Source organism: Maritalea sp. YIW29 (genome assembly GCF_057219265.1).
Window position 1 is genome coordinate 1,058,631 of the sequence record NZ_JBXVVF010000001.1, and the last position, 20,219, is coordinate 1,078,849.

Annotated in this window: 17 protein-coding genes and 1 pseudogene; 8 read left to right on the plus strand and 10 right to left on the minus strand. The window is 49.5% G+C overall.

Going from position 1 to position 20,219, the window contains the following annotated elements:
• Positions 1 to 73: 73 nt before the first annotated feature.
• The 4 genes from AC2D8L_RS05135 to gyrA are packed head-to-tail and all read right to left on the minus strand — an operon-like array spanning position 74 to position 4,593.
• Entirely contained in the window at positions 74 to 733 is a 660-nt protein-coding gene (locus AC2D8L_RS05135) for a peptidylprolyl isomerase (RefSeq protein ID WP_484684366.1), read from the minus strand.
• Positions 730 to 1,221, minus strand: a complete 492-nt coding sequence (coaD, locus tag AC2D8L_RS05140; protein WP_484684367.1) for a pantetheine-phosphate adenylyltransferase — start codon at positions 1,219 to 1,221, stop codon at positions 730 to 732. Before coaD ends, AC2D8L_RS05135 begins: the two co-directional genes overlap by 4 nt.
• A gap of 16 nt (positions 1,222 to 1,237) precedes the next feature.
• Positions 1,238 to 1,858: a LysE family translocator gene (locus tag AC2D8L_RS05145; RefSeq protein ID WP_484684368.1), complete on the minus strand. Its 621-nt coding sequence runs from the start codon at positions 1,856 to 1,858 to the stop codon at positions 1,238 to 1,240.
• Positions 1,859 to 1,902: 44 nt separating this feature from the next.
• On the minus strand, positions 1,903 to 4,593 hold the full coding sequence (gene gyrA / locus AC2D8L_RS05150) for a DNA gyrase subunit A (RefSeq protein ID WP_484685154.1): 2,691 nt from the start codon (positions 4,591 to 4,593) through the stop codon (positions 1,903 to 1,905).
• A 372-nt stretch (positions 4,594 to 4,965) separates the two neighbouring features.
• Between gyrA and AC2D8L_RS05155 the strand changes: the two genes are divergently transcribed.
• The gene (locus tag AC2D8L_RS05155; RefSeq protein ID WP_484684369.1) at positions 4,966 to 7,164 is read left to right on the plus strand and encodes an efflux RND transporter permease subunit; all 2,199 of its coding nucleotides are present in this window, start codon (positions 4,966 to 4,968) and stop codon (positions 7,162 to 7,164) included.
• Positions 7,165 to 7,169: 5 nt separating this feature from the next.
• Complete coding sequence (locus AC2D8L_RS05160; protein ID WP_484684370.1) at positions 7,170 to 7,706, plus strand: hypothetical protein; 537 nt, start codon at positions 7,170 to 7,172, stop codon at positions 7,704 to 7,706.
• 121 nt (positions 7,707 to 7,827) lie between these two features.
• On the opposite strand, the pseudogene AC2D8L_RS05165 reads toward AC2D8L_RS05160, so the two are convergent.
• Positions 7,828 to 8,265 (minus strand): annotated as a pseudogene (locus AC2D8L_RS05165) (DMT family transporter).
• Between the two features lie 305 nt (positions 8,266 to 8,570).
• Positions 8,571 to 9,062, minus strand: coding sequence for a single-stranded DNA-binding protein (locus AC2D8L_RS05170; RefSeq protein WP_484684371.1), 492 nt, complete (start codon positions 9,060 to 9,062; stop codon positions 8,571 to 8,573).
• 253 nt (positions 9,063 to 9,315) lie between these two features.
• Between AC2D8L_RS05170 and uvrA the strand changes: the two genes are divergently transcribed.
• The 5 genes from uvrA (at position 9,316) to trmFO (ending at position 14,955) form a co-directional block, all read left to right on the plus strand.
• Positions 9,316 to 12,198 (plus strand): excinuclease ABC subunit UvrA, encoded by a 2,883-nt coding sequence (gene uvrA, locus AC2D8L_RS05175; RefSeq protein ID WP_484684372.1) that lies wholly within the window; start codon positions 9,316 to 9,318, stop codon positions 12,196 to 12,198.
• 364 nt (positions 12,199 to 12,562) lie between these two features.
• Positions 12,563 to 12,712, plus strand: coding sequence for a DUF1127 domain-containing protein (locus AC2D8L_RS05180; protein WP_484684373.1), 150 nt, complete (start codon positions 12,563 to 12,565; stop codon positions 12,710 to 12,712).
• 210 nt (positions 12,713 to 12,922) lie between these two features.
• Positions 12,923 to 13,072 (plus strand): DUF1127 domain-containing protein, encoded by a 150-nt coding sequence (locus AC2D8L_RS05185; RefSeq protein ID WP_484684374.1) that lies wholly within the window; start codon positions 12,923 to 12,925, stop codon positions 13,070 to 13,072.
• 212 nt (positions 13,073 to 13,284) lie between these two features.
• Positions 13,285 to 13,434 (plus strand): DUF1127 domain-containing protein, encoded by a 150-nt coding sequence (locus AC2D8L_RS05190; protein WP_484684375.1) that lies wholly within the window; start codon positions 13,285 to 13,287, stop codon positions 13,432 to 13,434.
• A 129-nt stretch (positions 13,435 to 13,563) separates the two neighbouring features.
• On the plus strand, positions 13,564 to 14,955 hold the full coding sequence (gene trmFO, locus AC2D8L_RS05195; protein ID WP_484684376.1) for a methylenetetrahydrofolate--tRNA-(uracil(54)-C(5))-methyltransferase (FADH(2)-oxidizing) TrmFO: 1,392 nt from the start codon (positions 13,564 to 13,566) through the stop codon (positions 14,953 to 14,955).
• A 30-nt stretch (positions 14,956 to 14,985) separates the two neighbouring features.
• Here trmFO and AC2D8L_RS05200 read toward each other — a convergent pair whose 3' ends face one another.
• From AC2D8L_RS05200 to yajC, 4 genes are read right to left on the minus strand one after another with little or no spacing between them, the layout of a single operon-like run.
• Entirely contained in the window at positions 14,986 to 15,837 is an 852-nt protein-coding gene (locus AC2D8L_RS05200; protein WP_484684377.1) for a phytoene/squalene synthase family protein, read from the minus strand.
• Positions 15,838 to 15,840: 3 nt separating this feature from the next.
• Positions 15,841 to 16,230 (minus strand): Mth938-like domain-containing protein, encoded by a 390-nt coding sequence (locus AC2D8L_RS05205; protein ID WP_484684378.1) that lies wholly within the window; start codon positions 16,228 to 16,230, stop codon positions 15,841 to 15,843.
• 3 nt (positions 16,231 to 16,233) lie between these two features.
• Entirely contained in the window at positions 16,234 to 18,771 is a 2,538-nt protein-coding gene (gene secD / locus AC2D8L_RS05210) for a protein translocase subunit SecD (RefSeq protein ID WP_484684379.1), read from the minus strand.
• A gap of 50 nt (positions 18,772 to 18,821) precedes the next feature.
• Complete coding sequence (yajC, locus tag AC2D8L_RS05215; RefSeq protein ID WP_484684380.1) at positions 18,822 to 19,169, minus strand: preprotein translocase subunit YajC; 348 nt, start codon at positions 19,167 to 19,169, stop codon at positions 18,822 to 18,824.
• A 161-nt stretch (positions 19,170 to 19,330) separates the two neighbouring features.
• Between yajC and AC2D8L_RS05220 the strand changes: the two genes are divergently transcribed.
• Positions 19,331 to 20,197: an ATP-binding protein gene (locus AC2D8L_RS05220; RefSeq protein WP_484684381.1), complete on the plus strand. Its 867-nt coding sequence runs from the start codon at positions 19,331 to 19,333 to the stop codon at positions 20,195 to 20,197.
• Positions 20,198 to 20,219 lie beyond the last annotated feature (22 nt).

Genomic DNA, 20,219 nt, shown 5'->3' on the forward strand with positions numbered 1-20,219 from the left:
GCCTACTTATACGGCATCACAGCCCAGCGCTAGCCCCTATATGGCTTAGCGACACGGTAATTTCGATTTGAATTTATTGAGCCGCCAAGACCTTTAGGGAAACAATCTTATCTGGATCTTGAACCTGACCACTTTGCCCTACACCCTTTTTGATCGTGTGGATGTGTTCCATGCCTTCTTTAACAAAGCCAAGCACAGTATATTGGCCATCAAGAAATCTCGCATCTTCAAACGTGATGAAGAATTGTGAGTTCGCAGAATCTGGATTTTGGCTTCTGGCCATGCCGATTGTGCCACATTGATAAGGTGTGTCCGTAAATTCTGCCACAAGATCAGGCAGTTCGGAGCCGCCCATGCCGGTGCCGGTCGGATCACCCGTTTGGGCCATGAAGCCCTCAATCACACGGTGGAATACGATATTGTCGTAAAATCCGTCTGCAGCCAGCGTTGTGAGACGCTCAACATGATTTGGCGCAAGATCTGGGCGTAGCTCAAGCAAAACATTGCCGGTCTTGAGCGCCAATTCCATCTGAACTGTCTCAATCCCTGCGGGCGCAGTCGGGGTTACGCATGCAGCGGGCGGAACTGTGCCCTGCTTTATGGCTTGGACTTCTTCCGAAGTGACTTTGTTTGCTGGTTGAAAGTTGACGAACAACATATAGCCAACGACGCCGAGTAGAGCGACAATCAATAAAGAAACAAAAAGGTTATTCGATTTAGGAGCTTCGCTCATTTTTCCGCCAATAATTTGAGAACTGCAGGGGGTACAAATGCTGAAATGTCACCATCCATTTGGGCGATTTGGCGCACCAAAGTGGCAGAAATATGCCGCACATGCGGACTGGATGGCACGAACACCGTTTGCTGATCTGGTGCCATCTGAGCATTCATGCCCACCATTTGCATTTCATAATTGTAGTCTGTTGTATCACGAAGCCCACGAATAATGATGTTCGCGCCAACATCGCGCGCGGCCTGCACCATCAAATTGTCGAACGTCACCAGCTCAAGCTCAGTGTCGGTTCGCGCAGCGATGGTAGCTGTTGTTTGCTGCAACAACTCAAATCGCTGTTCGGGTGTGGTCAGCGGTGCTTTAGCGTGGTGAATGCCGACGCCGACAATTAGTTTGTCGACCAAACGACATGCACGTTCAATAACATCCAAGTGGCCATTTGTAATTGGATCAAAAGAGCCCGGATAAAAGCCAACACGATTGGACATGATTTTTCTCCTTAGCTTAGGATTTTTGCTGCAGCGCTAGCCATGCACCGCCAACGATCAACAAGGTGCCAGACAGTTTGTTGACAATCGAAAGCCGTGTCTGGGTCAAAAAACGTCGGGTGTTGCCCGCAGCCAGTGCGTAGATCGTATCAAAGAATGTAAATACGGCCATGGTAATAAGACCAAGCATCAAAACTTGAGGCGCGGCGCTGGTGTTAGGGTCGATGAATTGCGGTAAGAATGCTCCCAAAAACAGTAATGCTTTCGGGTTAGACATGGTGACGAAAAAGCCTTGGGCGATCGACTGCCGGTTCGACTTGATCTGCGACTTTTCACCGAATGATAAACCTGCGCGATTGGTAATCATCTTGTAACCGATCCAAAACAGGTAAAGAGCACCAGCAAGCTTAACCCAAATGAACGCCCAGCTCATAAAGCCGATCACTGCTTCTAGACCGATGGCGACAATTACCACCATGATGAACACAGCCATCTGTGCGCCCAATACAGTCCAAAGCCCAGCCGCCGGGCCCCTCGCCAAAGAGTTTGCAACGATCAAAGTCACAGATGGTCCGGGCACGATAGCCAGAAAGAAACATGCGGTAACAAAGGCTAGAAGAGCTGATGGCTCCAACATTGTCAGTACTTTCTCACTTTCGAGCCAACTAATTTGGCATTGCCTTACGCATCGCCACCAGTTTCACCATCACTTTTTGGTGCAGTGCCTTCACCATCGACGTCGATATCGTCTTCTTCGTCATCTGGCTCTGGTTCTGATATACGCTCGACCGAAACAACATGCTCGCCTTTAGCGGTGTTCAGCACCGTAACGCCCTGTGTCGCGCGACCAGCAATTCGAATGCCATCCACTGGTACTCTGATCAGTTTGCCCGCGTTCGTTACCAGCATGATCTGATCATCGTTCTCAACCGGGAATGAAGCTGCCAATTGACCATTTCTGTCGCTCATGGACATGGCTGAAATGCCTTTGCCGCCGCGACCTGTCTTGCGATATTCATAGGCTGAAGAGCGTTTGCCATAGCCGTTTTCCGAAATCGCCAAGATAAATTGCTCAGCAGCACTCATTTGTGCGTAACGTTCCTGATCTATTTCTGCCGCATCCATTGCGTCATCATCTTCAGTTTCGCTTGATTCACCCTCGATTAGGCGTCGTAATTTGAGATAGGCCGTGCGCTCTTCAGAGGTCGCTTCGAAGTGACCCAGGATCGCCATCGACATAACTTCGTCGCCTTCGGCCAACCTAATGCCACGAACACCAACCGAGTTTCGGCCGGCGAACACACGTACTTCATCAACGCCGAAACGCATGGCTTGGCCAAGCTTGGTCGTTAGCAACACATTGTCTTCAGGTGAACAGGTTTCAACACCAACAATGCCATCACCCTCGTCCAGCTTCATGGCAATCTTGCCATTCCGGTTGACCTGAACGAAGTCTGCCAACGAGTTCCGACGCACCGTACCTCTGGTCGTTGCGAACATAATGTCGAGATCTTGCCAGCTTGTCTCATCCTCAGGCAGCGGCATAATCGATGTAATGCGCTCGCCTTCTTGCAATGGAAGAATGTTGACCAATGCTTTGCCGCGTGAATTGGCATTGCCAATTGGTAGGCGCCATACTTTAAGTTTGTAAACGATGCCGCGGGACGAGAAGAACAGTACAGGCGTATGTGTGTTGGCCACAAACAAACGCGCGACGAAATCTTCGTCCTTCGTTGCCATGCCTGAACGGCCTTTGCCGCCACGACGCTGCGCGCGGTAGGTAGAAAGCGGTACGCGTTTGATGTAACCGCCATGAGATACGGTGACCACCATATCTTCGCGAGCGATCATATCCTCGTCGTCCATATCGCCAACCGCATCGACAATTTGCGTGCGACGCGGCGTTCCGAAACGATCGCGCACTTCAATCATTTCAGTGCGAATAATGTCGATAATGCGGGAACGCGAGCGCAGGATTTCGAGATAGTCTTTAATCTCTTCGCCCAATTTGTTGAGTTCATCACCTATCTCATCGCGACCAAGTGCCGTCAAACGTTGCAAACGAAGTTCAAGAATTGCACGAACTTGCTCTTCAGAGAGGAAATACGTCCCATCATCTGTCACCACATGGCGCGGATCGTCAATTAGCTTAATCAGCGAATCCACATCATGAGCAGGCCATGCGCGTTCGAGCAACCGTGCTCGGGCCGTGGCTGGATCAGGCGACGTACGGATAATACTGATCACTTCATCAACGTTGGCGACAGCAATCACCAGGCCAACCAAGATATGGGCGCGGTCACGTGCTTTGTTCAGCAAGAATTTGGTGCGACGGCTAACCACATCTTCGCGGAAATCTACAAACGCTTTCAAAATCTGACGCAGGTTCAATTGCTCCGGCTTGCCACCATTCAGCGCGACAAAGTTACAACCAAATGAAGTCTGCAATGGCGAAAAGCGATAAAGCTGGTTCAGGACAACATCAGCAACGGCATCTCGTTTCAGTTCAACAACAACGCGCATGCCATCACGATCGGATTCGTCACGAAGGTCAGAAATGCCTTCAATTCGCTTATCACGAACAAGTTCAGCGATTTTCTCAATCATTGTCGCTTTGTTCACCTGATAGGGAATTTCGCTGATGATTAGGGCTTCGCGGTCTTTGCGGATTTCTTCAACGGTGGCAACACCGCGCATCATCACCGAACCACGCCCGGTTTCATAAGCTGAGCGAATACCAGCCTGCCCCAAGATCAAACCCGCGGTCGGGAAATCTGGCCCTTTGACGATGTCCATCAACTCTTCGGTCGTGATTTGTGGATTGTCCATGATCGCAATGGCGCCATCGATCACTTCCACCAGATTGTGGCTTGGAATGTTCGTGGCCATCCCCACAGCGATACCGCCGGAACCGTTTACAAGAAGGTTCGGGAACCGCGCCGGCAGGATGGATGGTTCGCTTTCCGTATTATCGTAATTGTCTTTAAAATCAACGGTATCGCGGTCAATATCTTCCAGCAACATGGTCGCAACGCGTTCCATGCGCACTTCGGTATAACGCATAGCGGCTGGCATATCGCCGTCGATGGAGCCGAAGTTCCCTTGACCATCAATCAAGGGCAGTCGCATGGAAAATTCCTGCGCCATTCGAACCATCGCATGATAAATCGCGGTATCGCCATGCGGGTGATACTTACCAATAACATCACCAACAACGCGGGCTGACTTACGATATTGTTTGTTCCACTCGTAGCCATTTTCATGCATCGAATATAAAATCCGACGGTGAACAGGTTTTAAGCCATCACGGACATCAGGCAGCGCACGACTAACAATTACGCTCATCGCGTAATCAAGATAGGAACGCCGCATTTCATCCGTAATCGAGATTAGGGAAATGTCAGAAGCTGGTTGATCTGACGCAGTCTTATCGTCTGGAGTATCGCTCACGGTGATTTGTTCTTAGCTTTTGTTAATTCATGTTGTTTGTTTTTAATTGATTCCACGCGCTGTGGCCAATCAGAACCGCCTTTTCTTAACAGACTCGCGACTTATCCGGTAACGAATTGCGATTTTGGGCAGAAATTTGGCAATTCGAGGCAAATTGTTGAGTGAATTACTGGACTTGGTGCTTTTTTTGAGCCTAGTTACGACTAAAAATGGCTTCCAAGTTGGTGGCATCTGTTTGGGTGAGGAATTAAATTGTCGATTGGGTTTGGTCTTGAGCGTCTAGGGACGTTCACAATGCGGTATCCGAAAATTGTTACCGTCGTGCTGCTCGCGTTCACTGCACTTTGCTTGTTGCAAGTGCCAAAAGTTTCAATCGATGGCGATCTATTGCGCCTCTACCGCAACTCTGGCGTCCACTACGATACATATGTCGAAGTTGGCAACAAATTTGGCACATTCGAGAATGACGCCTATCTGCTGGTGTCGTCCAATCAACTGACCGACCCAGCAGTGATAGAAGTCCTTCGCGAATTCGCTCTAGAGTTGGAGCTGAACAGCTTTGCTCGCGGCACCCTTTCGCCATTCTCGCTTCGAAAACCGACACAAACGGATGGCTTAACCCGTCCCGCCGTACCGGAAAATATGGGGTCTAACGAAGAAGTCGCTGCCGCGTTAGCGGACCTTCGCCAAAATGATCCGATGATGCGCAATCTCATCATGGAAGATATGAACGGGCTCGTCATGCTCATGTTCCCAGACTCTGATCTGTTGAAGAAACGCGGCGAAGCGACAATGATCTCCGAATTGCGCGAACTGATGTCTTTTTATGAAGACGAGCGATTTACGATAGAGCTGACCGGGCCGCCTTTGTGGAAAGCTGAATTGCTCAATGCCAGCCGATCCGACCAAATCAAGTTCACTCTTTCAGGCATCATACTTGGATTTTTAACGGCCTTCTTGGCGTTTAGAACATTCTGGGGGGCGGTGCTGGCCACCCTCACCCCATTTGTTTCGGTTGTATGGGTTGTGGGCACGGTAACAATGCTGTTTGGCTCCTTTACCTTCCTTACCAATATTCTCACCGCCTTGGTGCTGGTGATTGCGTTTGCGGAAAGTATGTTCTTTTGCTTCCACTGGCTCCGACTTTCGCGCGAAGGTATGGACCATGAGGAAGCAATTAAAGAAACCATTTTGCGCGTTAGCCCTGCCTGCGCGCTAACGTCGATTACAACTGTCATCGCGTTTCTATCCCTGTCGATTACACCGAGCCAAGGGGTGTTTGAATTCGCCATGACGGGTGCCCTTGCCATCCCGCTCGCATTTTTGGCGCTGGTGACGTTTTTGCCATTGGCACTGCGCACAGCGATTAAACTTGGATATCGCCCGAAACAGGCTCCAAGCGTTGCTTTGACTGCTGTCATTCCACCCCTAAACACACTGACACAGAAATTCGGCAAAGTGATTGCGGTTGTATCCATTCTCGGATTTTTGGGCATGCTTTATCCCCATACTCAATTGCAGCCGAACTTTTCCTTTCAGCAGTTCTTGCCAAAAGGGTCTGAAGCGATGGCAACATCTGCAACCATTGATGCAGGTGTTGGTGGCGTTGCACCACTCTATGTCACATTTCCGCTCTATGATGCGGATCCCAATGTAACAGACAGTGACTTTACGCGCATGGAAACCGTGCATGACGTGATGCAAAATGTTTTTGGCACTGGCAAAGTCATTTCAGCGGCCAGCTTCACCCACTACAACGAAAGTGGATTTACGCGGCAGCAGATCTTTGATGCGGTGGGACCATTTATGAAGCGGCGCTTCATCACCGATGAAGGTGACATTGCGATGGCGACCTCATTTGTGCCAACAAATCTGTCATCGAAAGCTGTGCGAGAGTTGGTGGAGAGGACATCTGCAGAACTTACCGCTGCCGGGATAACCGACGCGCAGGTCACAGGTTTCCGTGTGCTCTCGGCATATGAGAGTGTTAATATGATCAAGCGCCTGCAAGACGGATTGTCCCTTGCAGTGATCTTTTCCATTTTCATTATCGGGATCGCGTTCCGGTCTTGGCGGATCGCCTTGATCTGCATAATTCCCAACTTCGCGCCAATTTTAGGCACTGAACTTTACCTTTGGGTATCAGGTGCAGGGTTACAATTGACGACCGTGATTTCCCTAACCATTGCTTTTGGCATCGCTGTTGATGATACAATTCACTTTATGAATCACTATGTGCGGGCAAGAAGTCAGGGACTGGATCACAATACGGCGGTAAAACGAACATTGGAACGGGTTGGACCGGCATTGATAGCCACAACATTGATCCTTTGTGCGGGAACAACCGTAATAATATTCTCAGTGTTGCCACAAGTTGCCCTATTTGGGGCGCTTTGTGTGCTCACGTTGGTTTTGGCATTGCTAGGCGATTTGATCGTTTTGCCTGCACTGCTAGTCGCCGGGGGGCGATTTATGAAAAATTTCAAAGGATAACATTCATGAAGATATCAAAATTTGCCGCGATGGTCGGCGTGGGATTGATCGCAGCCATGTCGATGATTGGTGCCACAGCACCAGCACACGCAGCGAAGGCAGATGTTGAATTATTGCAGTCCTATGTTGGGGATTGGCGCGGACGCGGACAAGCAAAGCTTGCCTCAACCGGTGAAGATGAAACGGTTTTGTGCAAAATGTCGTTCTCAGATTCGGGTTCCGGAAAAATCGGCTTGGACGGGCGCTGTTCACTAGCTGGCTCAACGCTTTCCATGCGCGGAACCGTCGCCTATGTGGAAGCCAAAAGACATTTTCAGGCTGTGATGTCATCCAACACAAGTTTCCAGGGCGTCGCAATTGGCCGACGTTCCGGCAAGAACCTGTCGTTCGCCCTTAAGAACGTTAAGTCTGAAACAAATGATGCATTCGACATTGCTGTCTCGCTGAAACTGAATAACGGCAATATAAATGTGCGTTTTGATATCGTGCATAAGGCAAGCGGCGGCAAATCCGTTGCAAATATTCCATTCAAGAAGAACTAAGCCTTCTTAAAACTTCTACGAAAAGCCGCCTCAAAAGGGCGGCTTTTTTTGTTCATTGTTCCAAAAGCGAGAAATTTTCAATTTGGCATAGCTGTTTAACGATATTTGAAAACACGTTCGATTATCTGATCATCAAATATGCACCAGCGAGCAGCAGAACAGCCGCCACAACTCTGCTCATATCAGCGCTGCGAACTGAAAGCCCGAAAAGTCCGAAATGATCGACGGCCATGCCTGCCAAGAGTTGACCGACGATGATTAGCGTTATCGCTGAAGTGGCACCCTATTGGGGAATGGTTTGGCTCAAAGAGAGGTAGAGCACCAATCCGAGAACACCGCTACCGAGCATATACCAAGGTAGGCTGCGCCATTCGCTAATTTGCTCGCCACCGCGCGTAAAAAGAAGTGCCAAGGACACCACGAGCCCTCCAGCGTGAACAATCGTGCTGGCAGCCGCGCCGCCAATTCTATGTCCCATCGCACCGGCGATGGGGGACTGAATGCCAACAGCTATACCGCCGATTAGACCAACAATTATCAAAATTATCAATTCAAACATTATGTTTCACTTTCATTTCAACGCTCATGCGTCGAGTAGAAATGAACATGGAGCACTTGTCTACAAGCGTGCCGTTGCTTTGGCTTTTTGTTTGATATGCGGCCTTGAGCCGTTCGGCGAACTTATTTCGCCGTTTTGTTGGCAGTTTTCAAAAAAGACCAAAGGCCAGTTAGACCATTTGACCGGGCGAGAAATGCAAAAAGATTTCGTGGCCATTTTTGCCTTTTGAGGGGCAACCACGAAATCTTCGCAAATTTTGGTCTGGTCCGTTCAACACTCAGGTCCCGAACGCCCCATGTTGGGGCCTAGAACGGTATGTCGTCATCCATGCCGCCGCCGTCAAATGCTGGCGCACTTGCCTGAGGTCGGTTGCCACTACCACCCATATCATTTGAGCGTGATCCACCGCCGCCGCCATAATTGCCGGCGCCGTCATTATTGTCACTTCGGCCACCAAGCATTGTCAGCGTTGAATTGAAGCCTTGCAGCACGATCTCAGTTGAATAACGGTCGTTTCCATCCTGATCTTGCCATTTGCGTGTTTGCAATTGACCTTCAATATAAACGGTGGAACCCTTCTTAAGATACTGTTCAGCAACGCGGCAAAGACCTTCTGAGAAGATCACCACACGGTGCCACTCAGTCTTTTCGCGACGCTCACCGCTATTCTTGTCGCGCCAACTTTCTGAGGTGGCGATGCGCAAGTTAACGATCGGACGCCCGTCTTGTGTATTGCGCACTTCAGGGTCAGCACCTAGATTGCCAACCAAAATAACCTTGTTTACGCTTCCTGCCATCGCATCGTTCCCTTCACTGCCGGCTACGGTCAACAATTTTAAATCAAATTGGCCAACCGCATTGCTTTGTACGTCGTCTCTTATGTACACATGATCGATCAATCTTGAAGAATTGATTGGTGGTCATCCACAAGCCACTTGACGCAAGCATTCATGTTCTATTTATGTTCTTATGAAACGGAGCGTGAGTCAACATTGCAAAAGTTGCTCTCACAATTGATTTTGTAAAATCTATCGAGGCGAAATTACCAATATGTCGAAATCTTCGTCCCTTAATCGCGATATCGTAATTCGCGGGGCTAAAGAACATAATTTGAAGTCAGTTGATATTACGTTGCCGCGCGACGAATTGATTGTGATGACGGGCCTTTCTGGCTCTGGTAAGTCGTCTCTTGCCTTCGATACGATTTATGCCGAAGGCCAACGTCGATATGTTGAAAGCCTTTCAGCCTATGCGCGTCAGTTCCTCGAGATGATGCAAAAGCCAGACGTTGAGCAAATTGACGGTCTTTCACCTGCCATTTCGATTGAGCAAAAAACAACTTCTCGCAATCCGCGCTCGACAGTGGGTACGGTTACCGAAATTTATGACTATTTGCGCCTATTGTTTGCGCGGGTTGGTATTCCCTATTCGCCTGCGACAGGTTTGCCGATTGAAAGCCAGACTGTCAGCCAGATGGTTGATAAGGTGTTGGCGTTAGAAGAAGGCACGCGCCTCTATTTGCTTGCCCCCATCGTTCGTGGCCGCAAGGGCGAATACAAAAAAGAACTTGCGGGCCTGATGAAACGCGGGTTTCAGCGTGTTAAAATTGATGGCGAATTTTATGAAATTGCAGATGCCCCGACGTTAGACAAAAAGTTCAAACACGATATTGAAGTTGTGGTTGATCGTTTGGTTGTTGGACCAGACTTGCAGTCTCGATTGGCCGAGAGTTTTGAAACGGCATTGCAGCTGGCCGAAGGCCTAGCAATTGCGGAGTTGGTAGCCAATGAAGGCGAAAACGAACGGCTGATTTTTTCAGAAAAGTTCGCCTGCCCTGTTTCTGGCTTCACCATTGAAGAAATTGAGCCGCGGCTATTCTCGTTCAACAATCCGTTCGGCGCTTGTCCAACCTGCGCTGGGCTAGGCACAGAATCAAAAATGTCCGACGACCTGGTGGTGCCCGACACGTCGAAAAGCCTTAAAGGCGGCGCGATTTATCCGTGGTCCAAAACCTCTGCGCCCTACTATATCCAAACATTGGATGCTGTGACTAAGGCCTATGGCGGCTCTTTGGATACGCCATGGTCTGAACTGTCTGAAGAGGTTCGGGATGCTGTGCTACACGGCACCAAGGGTAAGAAGATCATGTTCGTATATGAAGACGGGCTTCGCTCTTACAAAACTGAAAAGGCATTTGAAGGCGTTATTGGCAATCTCGAACGACGCTATCGCGAAACCGAATCTGCTGGCATGCGCGAGGAGATCGAAAAATACATGTCAAAAGCCCCATGCGAAGTGTGTGAGGGCAATCGCCTCAAGCCAGAAGCATTGGCTGTCAAAATTGACGGATTGCATATCGGTCATGTGTCTGAAAAGTCTATTCGCGATGCTTATGAATGGTTTGAAGATTTAGGTGCACGTTTAAACCCAACCCAGTTGGAAATTGGCGAACGCATCATGAAGGAAATTCGTGATCGTTTGAATTTCTTGGTCGATGTTGGTCTTGATTACCTCTCACTATCCCGAAATTCAGGCACGCTATCGGGCGGCGAAAGCCAACGTATCCGTTTGGCTTCTCAAATTGGCTCGGGACTGACTGGCGTGCTTTACGTTCTTGATGAGCCATCAATTGGTCTTCATCAACGCGATAATGCGAGATTGCTGGAAACCCTGCGTCGGCTTCGCGATTTGGGCAATACCGTTATTGTTGTCGAACACGATGAAGACGCCATTATGACGGCTGACTATGTCGTTGATATTGGCCCGGGTGCTGGCATTAATGGCGGTCAAATTGTTGCGCAAGGCAAGCCAAAAGAAATCATCAAAAGCAAAAAGAGCCTCACCGGGAAATATTTGTCCGGCGAGTTGGGTGTCAACATGCCCACTGAACGTCGACCTTTGTCCGACACGCGCCGGATTAGCATTACGGGCGCGACTGGCAACAATCTAAAGAATGTTTCGGTCGATATACCTTTGGGTACCTTTGTTGCGGTCACTGGCGTTTCCGGCGGCGGCAAGTCCACATTGTTGCTGGATACGATGTACACAGCTATTGCCCGCAAGCTCAATGGCGCGCGCGTTACCCCTGCGCCGCACGACCAGCTGACGGGATTGGAGTTTTTGGACAAGGTGATCGATATCGATCAAAGCCCCATTGGGCGGACACCACGTTCAAACCCAGCGACATATACAGGCGCGTTCACGCCAATTCGCGAATGGTTTGCGGGTCTGCCAGAATCAAAAGCACGGGGTTATATGCCCGGCCGCTTTTCGTTCAACGTAAAGGGCGGACGCTGCGAGGCCTGCCAAGGTGACGGCGTCAACAAAATCGAGATGCACTTTTTGCCAGACGTCTATGTCACCTGCGATACTTGCAAGGGCAAACGCTATAACCGCGAAACACTCGAAGTCATGTTCAAGGAAAAGTCAATTTCTGACGTACTTGATATGACTGTTGACGAAGCGGTTGTGTTCTTTTCCGCCGTGCCTTCAATTCGCGACAAAATGTTGACCTTGCAACGCGTAGGCCTTGGCTATGTCAAAGTAGGCCAACCAGCAACAACATTGTCCGGCGGTGAAGCCCAACGGGTGAAGCTCTCTAAAGAGCTTTCCAAACGCGCGACCGGCCGAACGCTTTACGTTCTTGACGAGCCGACCACCGGTCTTCACTTCCATGACGTGGCGAAACTTCTTGAGGTTCTCCATGAGCTGGTTGATCAGGGCAACACCGTTATTGTGATTGAGCACAATCTAGAAGTGATCAAAACGGCGGACTGGATCATCGACCTTGGTCCAGAAGGTGGTGACGGCGGCGGTGAAATTGTAGCTGAAGGTCCGCCGGAAGAAATCATCAAGGTTGATCGCTCGCATACCGGCAAGTTCCTAAAGGATCTCCTGGAACGGCGACCAGGTCAGCAAGCAGCAGCCGAGTAAATCACGATATCAAAATTTGACAATATGCGCGGCCTTTGTGGTCGCGCATATTGGAATAACTGTTACCGAAACGCTCACCCTTCGACCAATCAATTGATAGTTCGCGCATCTCAACATTCTCCAAAAACTTCGCGAACTTGATCCAGATATTCATGATGCCCATGTTTCATTTGGCACTAATGCCCACGAATTTTGGCTGAAATGCTCCCAGATATAGGCGATCAGAGCACCTAGACGTGCGAAAATCAGAGCCCTGCGTTTTTCGCATAGGTGCCAAGCGAATTTAGAGACTACTCAACTTTCTTCCCTCGCCCTATATGAGGCTCATCAAACATCAACCAACGCATTCAACAGGAGATTGATCATGGCTTTGGGAAACACACTACGCCGCTGGGCTTCTTACCGTAAAACTGTTCGTGCGTTGAACGCACTTGATGAGCGCGGTCTTAACGATCTTGGCATCAACCGCGGCGACATTGTTGAAGTTGCACGGTCTCAAGCTTCGCGCGTCTAAACAGATTTCGCTGATTTAGGTCAGCACCGGTATGTTAACACCCGCACTTCATATGAAGTTGCGGGTGTTTTGTTTTCTAGGTCAATTAACCAGTCATTTACCATGCAGTTCACGCATGGGTGATGCGCGAAAACTCTATCTACTCATTTGCCAGCAATCGCATTAGATTTATTTCAACAAACGAACAACCCAATCATCAGGAGATGAACAATGGATCTAGGAAACACACTACGTCGCTGGAATTCGTACCGCAAAACTGTTCGCGCCTTGAACACATTGGACGAACGCGGTCTTGACGATCTTGGCATCAACCGCGGCGACATTGTTGCAGTTGCACGCGCCCAAGCTTCACGCGTCTAAAAGAATTCGCTAACAAAAGTTAGTACCATTATGTAAACACCCGCACTTCCTTATCGAAGTTGCGGGTGTTTTCTTATTGAAAAACCTATAGTTAACAAATAGCTATGCAAAAATTGCATGGACGATTTGCACAAATTCTATCTACTCAAATTCGCGCCTAAGGGCTAGGTTCTCTTCAACAAATGGACAACCTACTCGTCAGGAGATGAACAATGGATCTAGGAAAAACAATTCGTCGCTGGGCTTCTTACCGTCAAACAGTTCGTGAGTTGAGTGCACTTGATGATCGTGAACTAAACGATCTTGGCATCAACCGTGGTGACATTCAGCCTTTGGCACGCGAGCAAGCTTCTCGCATCTAAGTGATCCATCACTTAAAACTATGACCTCCCAGTTATAAAACGCCCGCTCTTCATTTTGAAGCGCGGGTGTTTTGCATTTTGCTTTGATTTTTGTTGCGCATGATGGGCAACAAATGTATGTGCGAACACATGACAGATCACACAAAAACTATTCATATCGTCGGCGGCGGGTTAGCCGGTTCTGAAGCCGCATGGCAAGCTGCCAATATGGGCGCAAATGTCGTGCTGCACGAAATGCGCCCAGAACGCGAAACAGACGCACACCAAACAGACGGTTTGGCAGAACTAGTCTGTTCAAATAGCTTTCGATCCGACGATCACGAATATAACGCTGTCGGTGTGTTGCACCAAGAAATGCGCCTTTGCAATTCGTTGATCATGCAGTCTGCCGATAAGTGCAAATTGCCAGCGGGTGGAGCGCTCGCAGTTGACCGCGATATTTTCTCAGAAGCAGTCACACAAGCACTAGAAGCCCACCCAAATGTTGAAATTGAAAGATCCGAAGTCGCGGGCCTTCCGCCTGAAGACTGGAAAAATGTGATCCTTGCGACGGGTCCACTCACCTCGCCAGCTTTGGCTGAAGGCATTCAGTCAATCACCAATGCAGATTCTCTATCATTCTTTGATGCCATCGCCCCGATCATTCATAAAGACAGCATCAATATGGATATTGTTTGGGCACAGTCTCGATACGACAAAGTTGGTCCCGGCGGCACCGGCGCGGATTATTTGAACTGCCCAATGAATGAGCAGCAATATAACGACTTTATTGACGCGCTTTTGGGTGGTGATAAGACTGAGTTTAAAGAATGGGAAAATGTTCCCTATTTCGATGGGTGCCTACCAATCGAAGTGATGGCAGAGCGCGGCCGCGAAACGTTGCGCTTTGGCCCGATGAAACCGGTTGGTCTAACCAACCCGCGTGATCCAGAAGTTAAACCCCACGCAATCGTGCAGCTGCGCCAAGACAACGCGCTGGGCACGCTTTGGAACATGGTCGGTTTCCAAACCAAACTCAAATATGGCAACCAAGCTGAAATCCTGCGCATGATCCCAGGATTGGAAGAGGCGCAGTTCGCTCGTCTGGGCGGCTTGCACCGCAATACATTCTTGAACTCACCAGAATTGTTGGACGGCCAACTCCGTCTAAAAGCTGATCCACGATTGCGGTTTGCTGGGCAAGTGACTGGAGTCGAAGGATATGTTGAAAGTGCAGGTCTTGGCCTTGTGGTCGGACGCCTTGCGGCGGCTGAGGCATTGGGGCTAGAGCTTTCACCCCCTCCGAGCACCACGGCTATGGGCGCATTGGTTCATCACATTACGGGTGGGCACTTGGCAGATGAAACGAATGGCATCAAATCATTCCAGCCCATGAATGTGAACTTCGGTCTGTTTCCACCTGTCGAAAAACCGACAAAACCTGAAGGCCATGTGGGGCGTTGGCGTGGGCCGGACAAAGCAAAGGCCAAGAAGCTTTTAATGAGCACCCGTGCGCTGAAAGATATTCAGGACTGGGCGTAAGTTTTAGACCAGCCTGGCCACCCCAACAGTCTAGTTCCGAAACGAATAGAGCATCATAGCGACAAGTTTGCGCCAATCTGAAATGCCGTTTGCTTGCGCGAACGGCTGGTCTAAACGTTGCTTCAGATGCTTTATCTGCAAATTCAAAATGGAATTTGAAACAAATGCGGGGCGGACTACTTTGGGCAGGAGTGCTATAGCGGCCTTCGCCTGCTGCAGGTGATTTGTTGCGGCTTCTAGATGTGCGCCCATTGCTTGGGCCAGCTCATCGCTGCTTTGACCTGCTAAAATTTGCTTATCTGATAATCCAAATGAAGAAAACACGCTAATGGGCAGATATATTTGCCCTTTGGCTGCATCACGACCGAAGGAAAATAGTCGTTCGATATAGGTTTTGGCGACGCCCAGATGGCCCGCTGCATCGGCGAAAAGCGTTGGATCTGCTTCATCTTGAGCCAACATCATGCCGATAAACTGATAGACCGTGGCCCGTGTTTCCCCGGCATATCCCTCAAACTGGTTGGTGTCCGTCATGGGGTCATCGTACAAATCAAACCGGTGCGCAGCGACCATGCGTATTAACGGCACGATTGGCAAATTGTGCGTTTCAATCGCGTTGAGCAAACCATCTGCAATGGGATTAGAACGCACAGCGCCATGTCCCTTACCGTCCAACGCATCATGCCACCATTGAAGGCGAATTTCACCGGGTGTTGGTTCTGAAACGCGCTGACGCACCATGTTCAACTCGGCACTGAATGCCAACAATGCCTGCGCATCATGCCGGATCTTTTCAGGCAAAAACAGTGTCGTCAGATAATCTTCACGTGCCAGCTTGTTCAGCTCGCTAGCGACATGTTGCTGCTGCGTTTGGTCTGACATGGCTTACTTCGCCCGGTCGACAGCGATGAGCCCGGCTGAAACAGCGCGTTTTTCCGCCATCAACACATTATATGTTCGTACCGCCGCACCAGTGCTCATAGGTTCGATAATGATGTTGTGGTCACGAAACTGCTGCCGCACACTTTCGCCGACAAAGGCAATTTCGTTGCCGGTGCCCAGCAAAAATACGTCAACTTCATCTTTCTTTTCAAAGACGAGCGAAAAGTCGGCTTTCTCTATTTCAGAAATGCCATTGATTTCCCATTTCTGCATGCCGGAAGGCAAACAAAACATAGATCCAACATGTGACATATCCGCAAAACGGAACCCACCGTTGCCATAAGCATCGATGGGCACCTGATATTGATAGTATCCGTCTGCGATTTCAGTCACGATCTATACGGATGCGCCGTCGGCACGCGTCTCTTTCTTTTCTTCAACCGCACGCGACGTGAGCTTAAAGTTGATCAACAGCGGCGCTGCAACAAATATTGACGAGTACGTACCAACCAACACGCCCCAAGCCATTGCAAACGTGAAGCTTCGGATGACTTCGCCACCAAAGATAACGAGTGCAGCAAGTGCCAATAGGGTTGTGATCGATGTCAAAATCGTCCGGGATAATGTGTGGTTGATTGACATATTCAGCAGATCAGAAATCAGCATTTTGCGATATTTTCGCAAATTCTCGCGCACGCGGTCATAAACCACCACAGTATCGTTGAGCGAGTACCCAACAATTGTCAGAATTGCAGCAATCGACGCTAGGTTGAATTCAAAACCGGTAATGGCGAACATGCCGATTGTCAGAATAACATCATGCACAAGCGCTGCTACCGCACCCACGGCGAATTGCCACTCGAATCGTATCCAAATATAGCCCAACACGGCAATAATCGCGGCAATCACCGCGATTGTGCCGGTTTGTGCCAACTCGCCTGAAACAGTTGGGCCCACCACTTCTGTTCGACGTACCTCGTAGTCAGACTTAATTTCATCAACGACTTTGCCAACAGCCTCTTGCTGTGCAGTGTCACCGCCATCTTGTGTTTCAATGCGGATCAAGACGTCTTTGACGCTACCAAATTCTTGAACCTGGACGTCGCCAAGTCCAAGCGCACCAACACGCTCACGAATGTCGCCAATTTGGGCTTCGCCTTCAATGGCTTGCACTTCAATTGACGACCCGCCCTTAAAATCAATCCCGAGATTTAGGCCTTGGGTAAAGAACAGGCCGATAGAGCCCGCCAACAGAACGCCGGAGAAGACAAACGCGATCTTCTTACGATCTAGGAATTTGAAATTTGTGCCATCTGGCAACAAGTGCAGCAGGTGAATTTTGAGTTCTTTTGGACGCTTCCACGCAAACCAACGCGCTATCATGAACTGTGAGAGCAAGTAGGCGGTGAACATGGTTGTGACAATACCCACGGCCAATGTGACAGCAAATCCGCGAATTGGGCCAGAACCCAAGAAGAACAGAATCGCCGCCGCAATAAATGTGGTTACGTTCGCATCCACGATTGTTGCAAAGGCCCGTTTAAAGCCAGCTTCAATCGCTTGAACAACCGAGCGCCCTGCTCGTTTTTCCTCGCGAATACGCTCGAAAATCAGAACGTTAGCATCAACCGCCATACCAATGGTCAAAACGATACCCGCAATGCCCGGCAACGTAAGCGTCGCGCCAAGCATGGAGAGAACGCCCATGACGAGGAATATGTTTATGATCAATGAGATGTTGGCAAAAATGCCGAACACGCCATATGCAGCAAGCATAAAGGCGATCACAAGGATGCCACCGACAAGCCCAGCAATTTGTCCAGCTTGAACACTGTCAGCACCAAGACTTGGGCCAACTGAACGTTCTTCGATAATGTCCAAAGTTGCTGGCAATGCGCCAGCTCTTAGCAATACGGCCAAATCATTGGCGCTCTCGGCGGTAAAGTTACCGGTAATTTGGCCAGAACCACCCGGGATTGCCGTTTGAATTGTTGGCGCTGTAATGACTTGATCGTCGAGTACAACAGCGAATCGTTGGCCGATATTCGCTCCGGTGAGTTCAGCAAAGACCACTGCCCCGCGTGTATCAAACCGGAACGTAACAATAGGAAGGCTGGATTGAGGATCGAATCCGGGTTGAGAATCAACCAAAGATTCGCCACCAATCGACACATCTTCCATCAGCAATTCGTCGCCGCCATCTTGGCTTGGCAAGATCATTGTGCCCGCAGGTAGCCCCTGCACCCGCGCCTGAGGTGCGGTAATGGTTGGGTGAACCATGTGGAACGTCAAACGCGCGGTTCGTGAAATCAATTCTTTTAGGCGTTGAGAATCATCAAATCCCGGCACTTGAACCAAAATTCGGTCAGTACCTTGTCGCTGAATTGTCGGCTCTGTTGTGCCAAGTTCATCAATCCGGCGGCGAACAACTTCGATTGACTGTGCAACCACTGATGAAAGACGTTCGTCGATGCCCTCAGGCGTCAATTGCATGGTCAATTTGCCATCGGCGGTTTCGCCGATAGAAATCTCGCTGACGCCGCCAATACCGCCAATCACTGTTGATAGCGGAATATCCAAGGCCTGAAGCGCCGTTTTTGCCGCCTCGAACTGGCTTTGGTCCGTCAACTCAATCGTTAGTGTTGTGCCGTCAGTTTTGATGATGTGACCGATGGCATTGTCATTGGCTAAAAGCGAACGCGCTTCGCGGCGCAATTCTTTAACCCGCTCTGTTACCAGTTCTTCCTTATTTACCTGCAAAAGCAAGTGCGAACCGCCCTGCAGATCAAGTCCCAAAACAATTTGTTGTTTCGGCATCCAATCTGGAAGCGCTTCGATTGTCTGTTGAGACACGAAGTTCGGTAGGGTGAACAAGATACCCGCAAGCGAAACCAAAAGGATCAATGCGGTGCGAACGGGAGAGAATTGCAACATGAGCGGGTCAGATCTTCTTGTCTGTTAGCTGTTATTCGGGCTAACAGCGGTTATTTTTTGGCAGATTTATTGTCGTTCACTGGTTCCGCTTTCGTGCGAACATCAGCAACCATAGAACGGACAACTTTAACCCGGACATTTTCGCCCAGTTCAACTTCCAATTCGCCGCTATCTTCTTTGACGCGAACAACTTTACCGACTAGACCGCCACTGGTGACAATTGTGTCGCCACGACGAATAGCCTCAAGCATATTCTTTTGTTCTTTAACGCGCTTTTGCTGTGGCCGAATAATCAAGAAGTAGAAAATCGGGATAATCAGCAAGATAGGCATCAAGCTTGTTAGATAATCAGCGGCACCTGGTGCAGCAGCTTGTGCAAAAGCTGGGGTGACAAACATACGGATACTCCTTAGATCGACTTTTAAACCGTTCCCATTTCCATTTAAATGGAACAGTCTGGACCGTCGCATTGTTGGTCTTAGATCGTGCGGGAATATATAGGCGCTATTTCGCAAATGCAAAGCCTTAGGCGATAAATTGCCCAAAGAATGGACATAAAATGACGAAGAAACACCTCTTAAGAGATATTGCACAGTCCTTAGCGGTTCTTGCAGGCCGAGATTTCGGCCAAAAAGCGGAATTAACCGAAGCGAACGCCTACCAATGGGATGGGCAAAGCCAGGTTTTGCTTGCCGTGGAGAAAGTCAATTTTGTCGATCTATCGCTTTTGCTCGGCATTGAGTCTCAAAAGGCAACATTGCTGGCCAACACAGAACAGTTCGCGCGCGGATTTGGTGCCAACAATGCATTGCTCTGGGGCGCCAAGGGCATGGGCAAGAGCTCAATCGTCAAGGCAATACATGCCGACATCACCGCACGTGCCAATTCAGAAAACAATTTTGCGCGACTTGTATTGGTTGAAATCCACCGCGAAGACATCCAAACGCTCCCTTCACTCATGCGCAAGCTCAGCGATCTACCGGCAAAATTCTTAGTCTATTGCGATGATTTGTCGTTCGACAAAGACGAGATGGACTATAAAGCACTCAAATCGGTGCTTGATGGCGGACTAGAAGGGCGCCCCTCGAATGTGTTGTTCTATGCAACGTCAAACCGCAGGCACCTCATGCCGCGCGATATGGTGGAAAATGAAACCCGTGCGGCAATCCACTCAAACGAAGCAATCGACGAGAAAGTTTCGCTTTCCGACAGATTCGGTCTTTGGCTCGGGTTCCACAATTGCGACCAGGACACATATTTGGCCATGATCAGAGACTATTGCGTGCATTATGGCATTGAGGTGGAGAGCGACGAATTACGGGCCGGCGCCATTGAATGGGCTGCGACGCGAGGCGCCCGTTCAGGCCGTGTCGCTATTCAATTTGTGCGTCAATTGGCCGGAAAAAAGGGCCAGTCGCTTTTTTAGCGGCTGACCCCAGAATTCATAT

Bases quoted from the DNA above. Each gene is read 5' to 3' on its own strand.
- AC2D8L_RS05145 (WP_484684368.1), bottom strand. From the start codon at position 1,858: ATGTTGGAGCCATCAGCTCTTCTAGCCTTTGTTACCGCATGTTTCTTT.
- yajC (WP_484684380.1), bottom strand. From the start codon at position 19,169: ATGTTTGTCACCCCAGCTTTTGCACAAGCTGCTGCACCAGGTGCCGCT.
- AC2D8L_RS05190 (WP_484684375.1), top strand. From the start codon at position 13,285: ATGGATCTAGGAAAAACAATTCGTCGCTGGGCTTCTTACCGTCAAACA.
- AC2D8L_RS05135 (WP_484684366.1), bottom strand. From the start codon at position 733: ATGAGCGAAGCTCCTAAATCGAATAACCTTTTTGTTTCTTTATTGATT.
- AC2D8L_RS05220 (WP_484684381.1), top strand. From the start codon at position 19,331: ATGACGAAGAAACACCTCTTAAGAGATATTGCACAGTCCTTAGCGGTT.
- AC2D8L_RS05180 (WP_484684373.1), top strand. From the start codon at position 12,563: ATGGCTTTGGGAAACACACTACGCCGCTGGGCTTCTTACCGTAAAACT.
- AC2D8L_RS05155 (WP_484684369.1), top strand. From the start codon at position 4,966: ATGCGGTATCCGAAAATTGTTACCGTCGTGCTGCTCGCGTTCACTGCA.
- AC2D8L_RS05185 (WP_484684374.1), top strand. From the start codon at position 12,923: ATGGATCTAGGAAACACACTACGTCGCTGGAATTCGTACCGCAAAACT.
- gyrA (WP_484685154.1), bottom strand. From the start codon at position 4,593: ATGCGGCGTTCCTATCTTGATTACGCGATGAGCGTAATTGTTAGTCGT.
- AC2D8L_RS05200 (WP_484684377.1), bottom strand. From the start codon at position 15,837: ATGTCAGACCAAACGCAGCAGCAACATGTCGCTAGCGAGCTGAACAAG.
- uvrA (WP_484684372.1), top strand. From the start codon at position 9,316: ATGTCGAAATCTTCGTCCCTTAATCGCGATATCGTAATTCGCGGGGCT.
- trmFO (WP_484684376.1), top strand. From the start codon at position 13,564: ATGACAGATCACACAAAAACTATTCATATCGTCGGCGGCGGGTTAGCC.
- coaD (WP_484684367.1), bottom strand. From the start codon at position 1,221: ATGTCCAATCGTGTTGGCTTTTATCCGGGCTCTTTTGATCCAATTACA.
- AC2D8L_RS05170 (WP_484684371.1), bottom strand. From the start codon at position 9,062: ATGGCAGGAAGCGTAAACAAGGTTATTTTGGTTGGCAATCTAGGTGCT.
- AC2D8L_RS05160 (WP_484684370.1), top strand. From the start codon at position 7,170: ATGAAGATATCAAAATTTGCCGCGATGGTCGGCGTGGGATTGATCGCA.
- secD (WP_484684379.1), bottom strand. From the start codon at position 18,771: ATGTTGCAATTCTCTCCCGTTCGCACCGCATTGATCCTTTTGGTTTCG.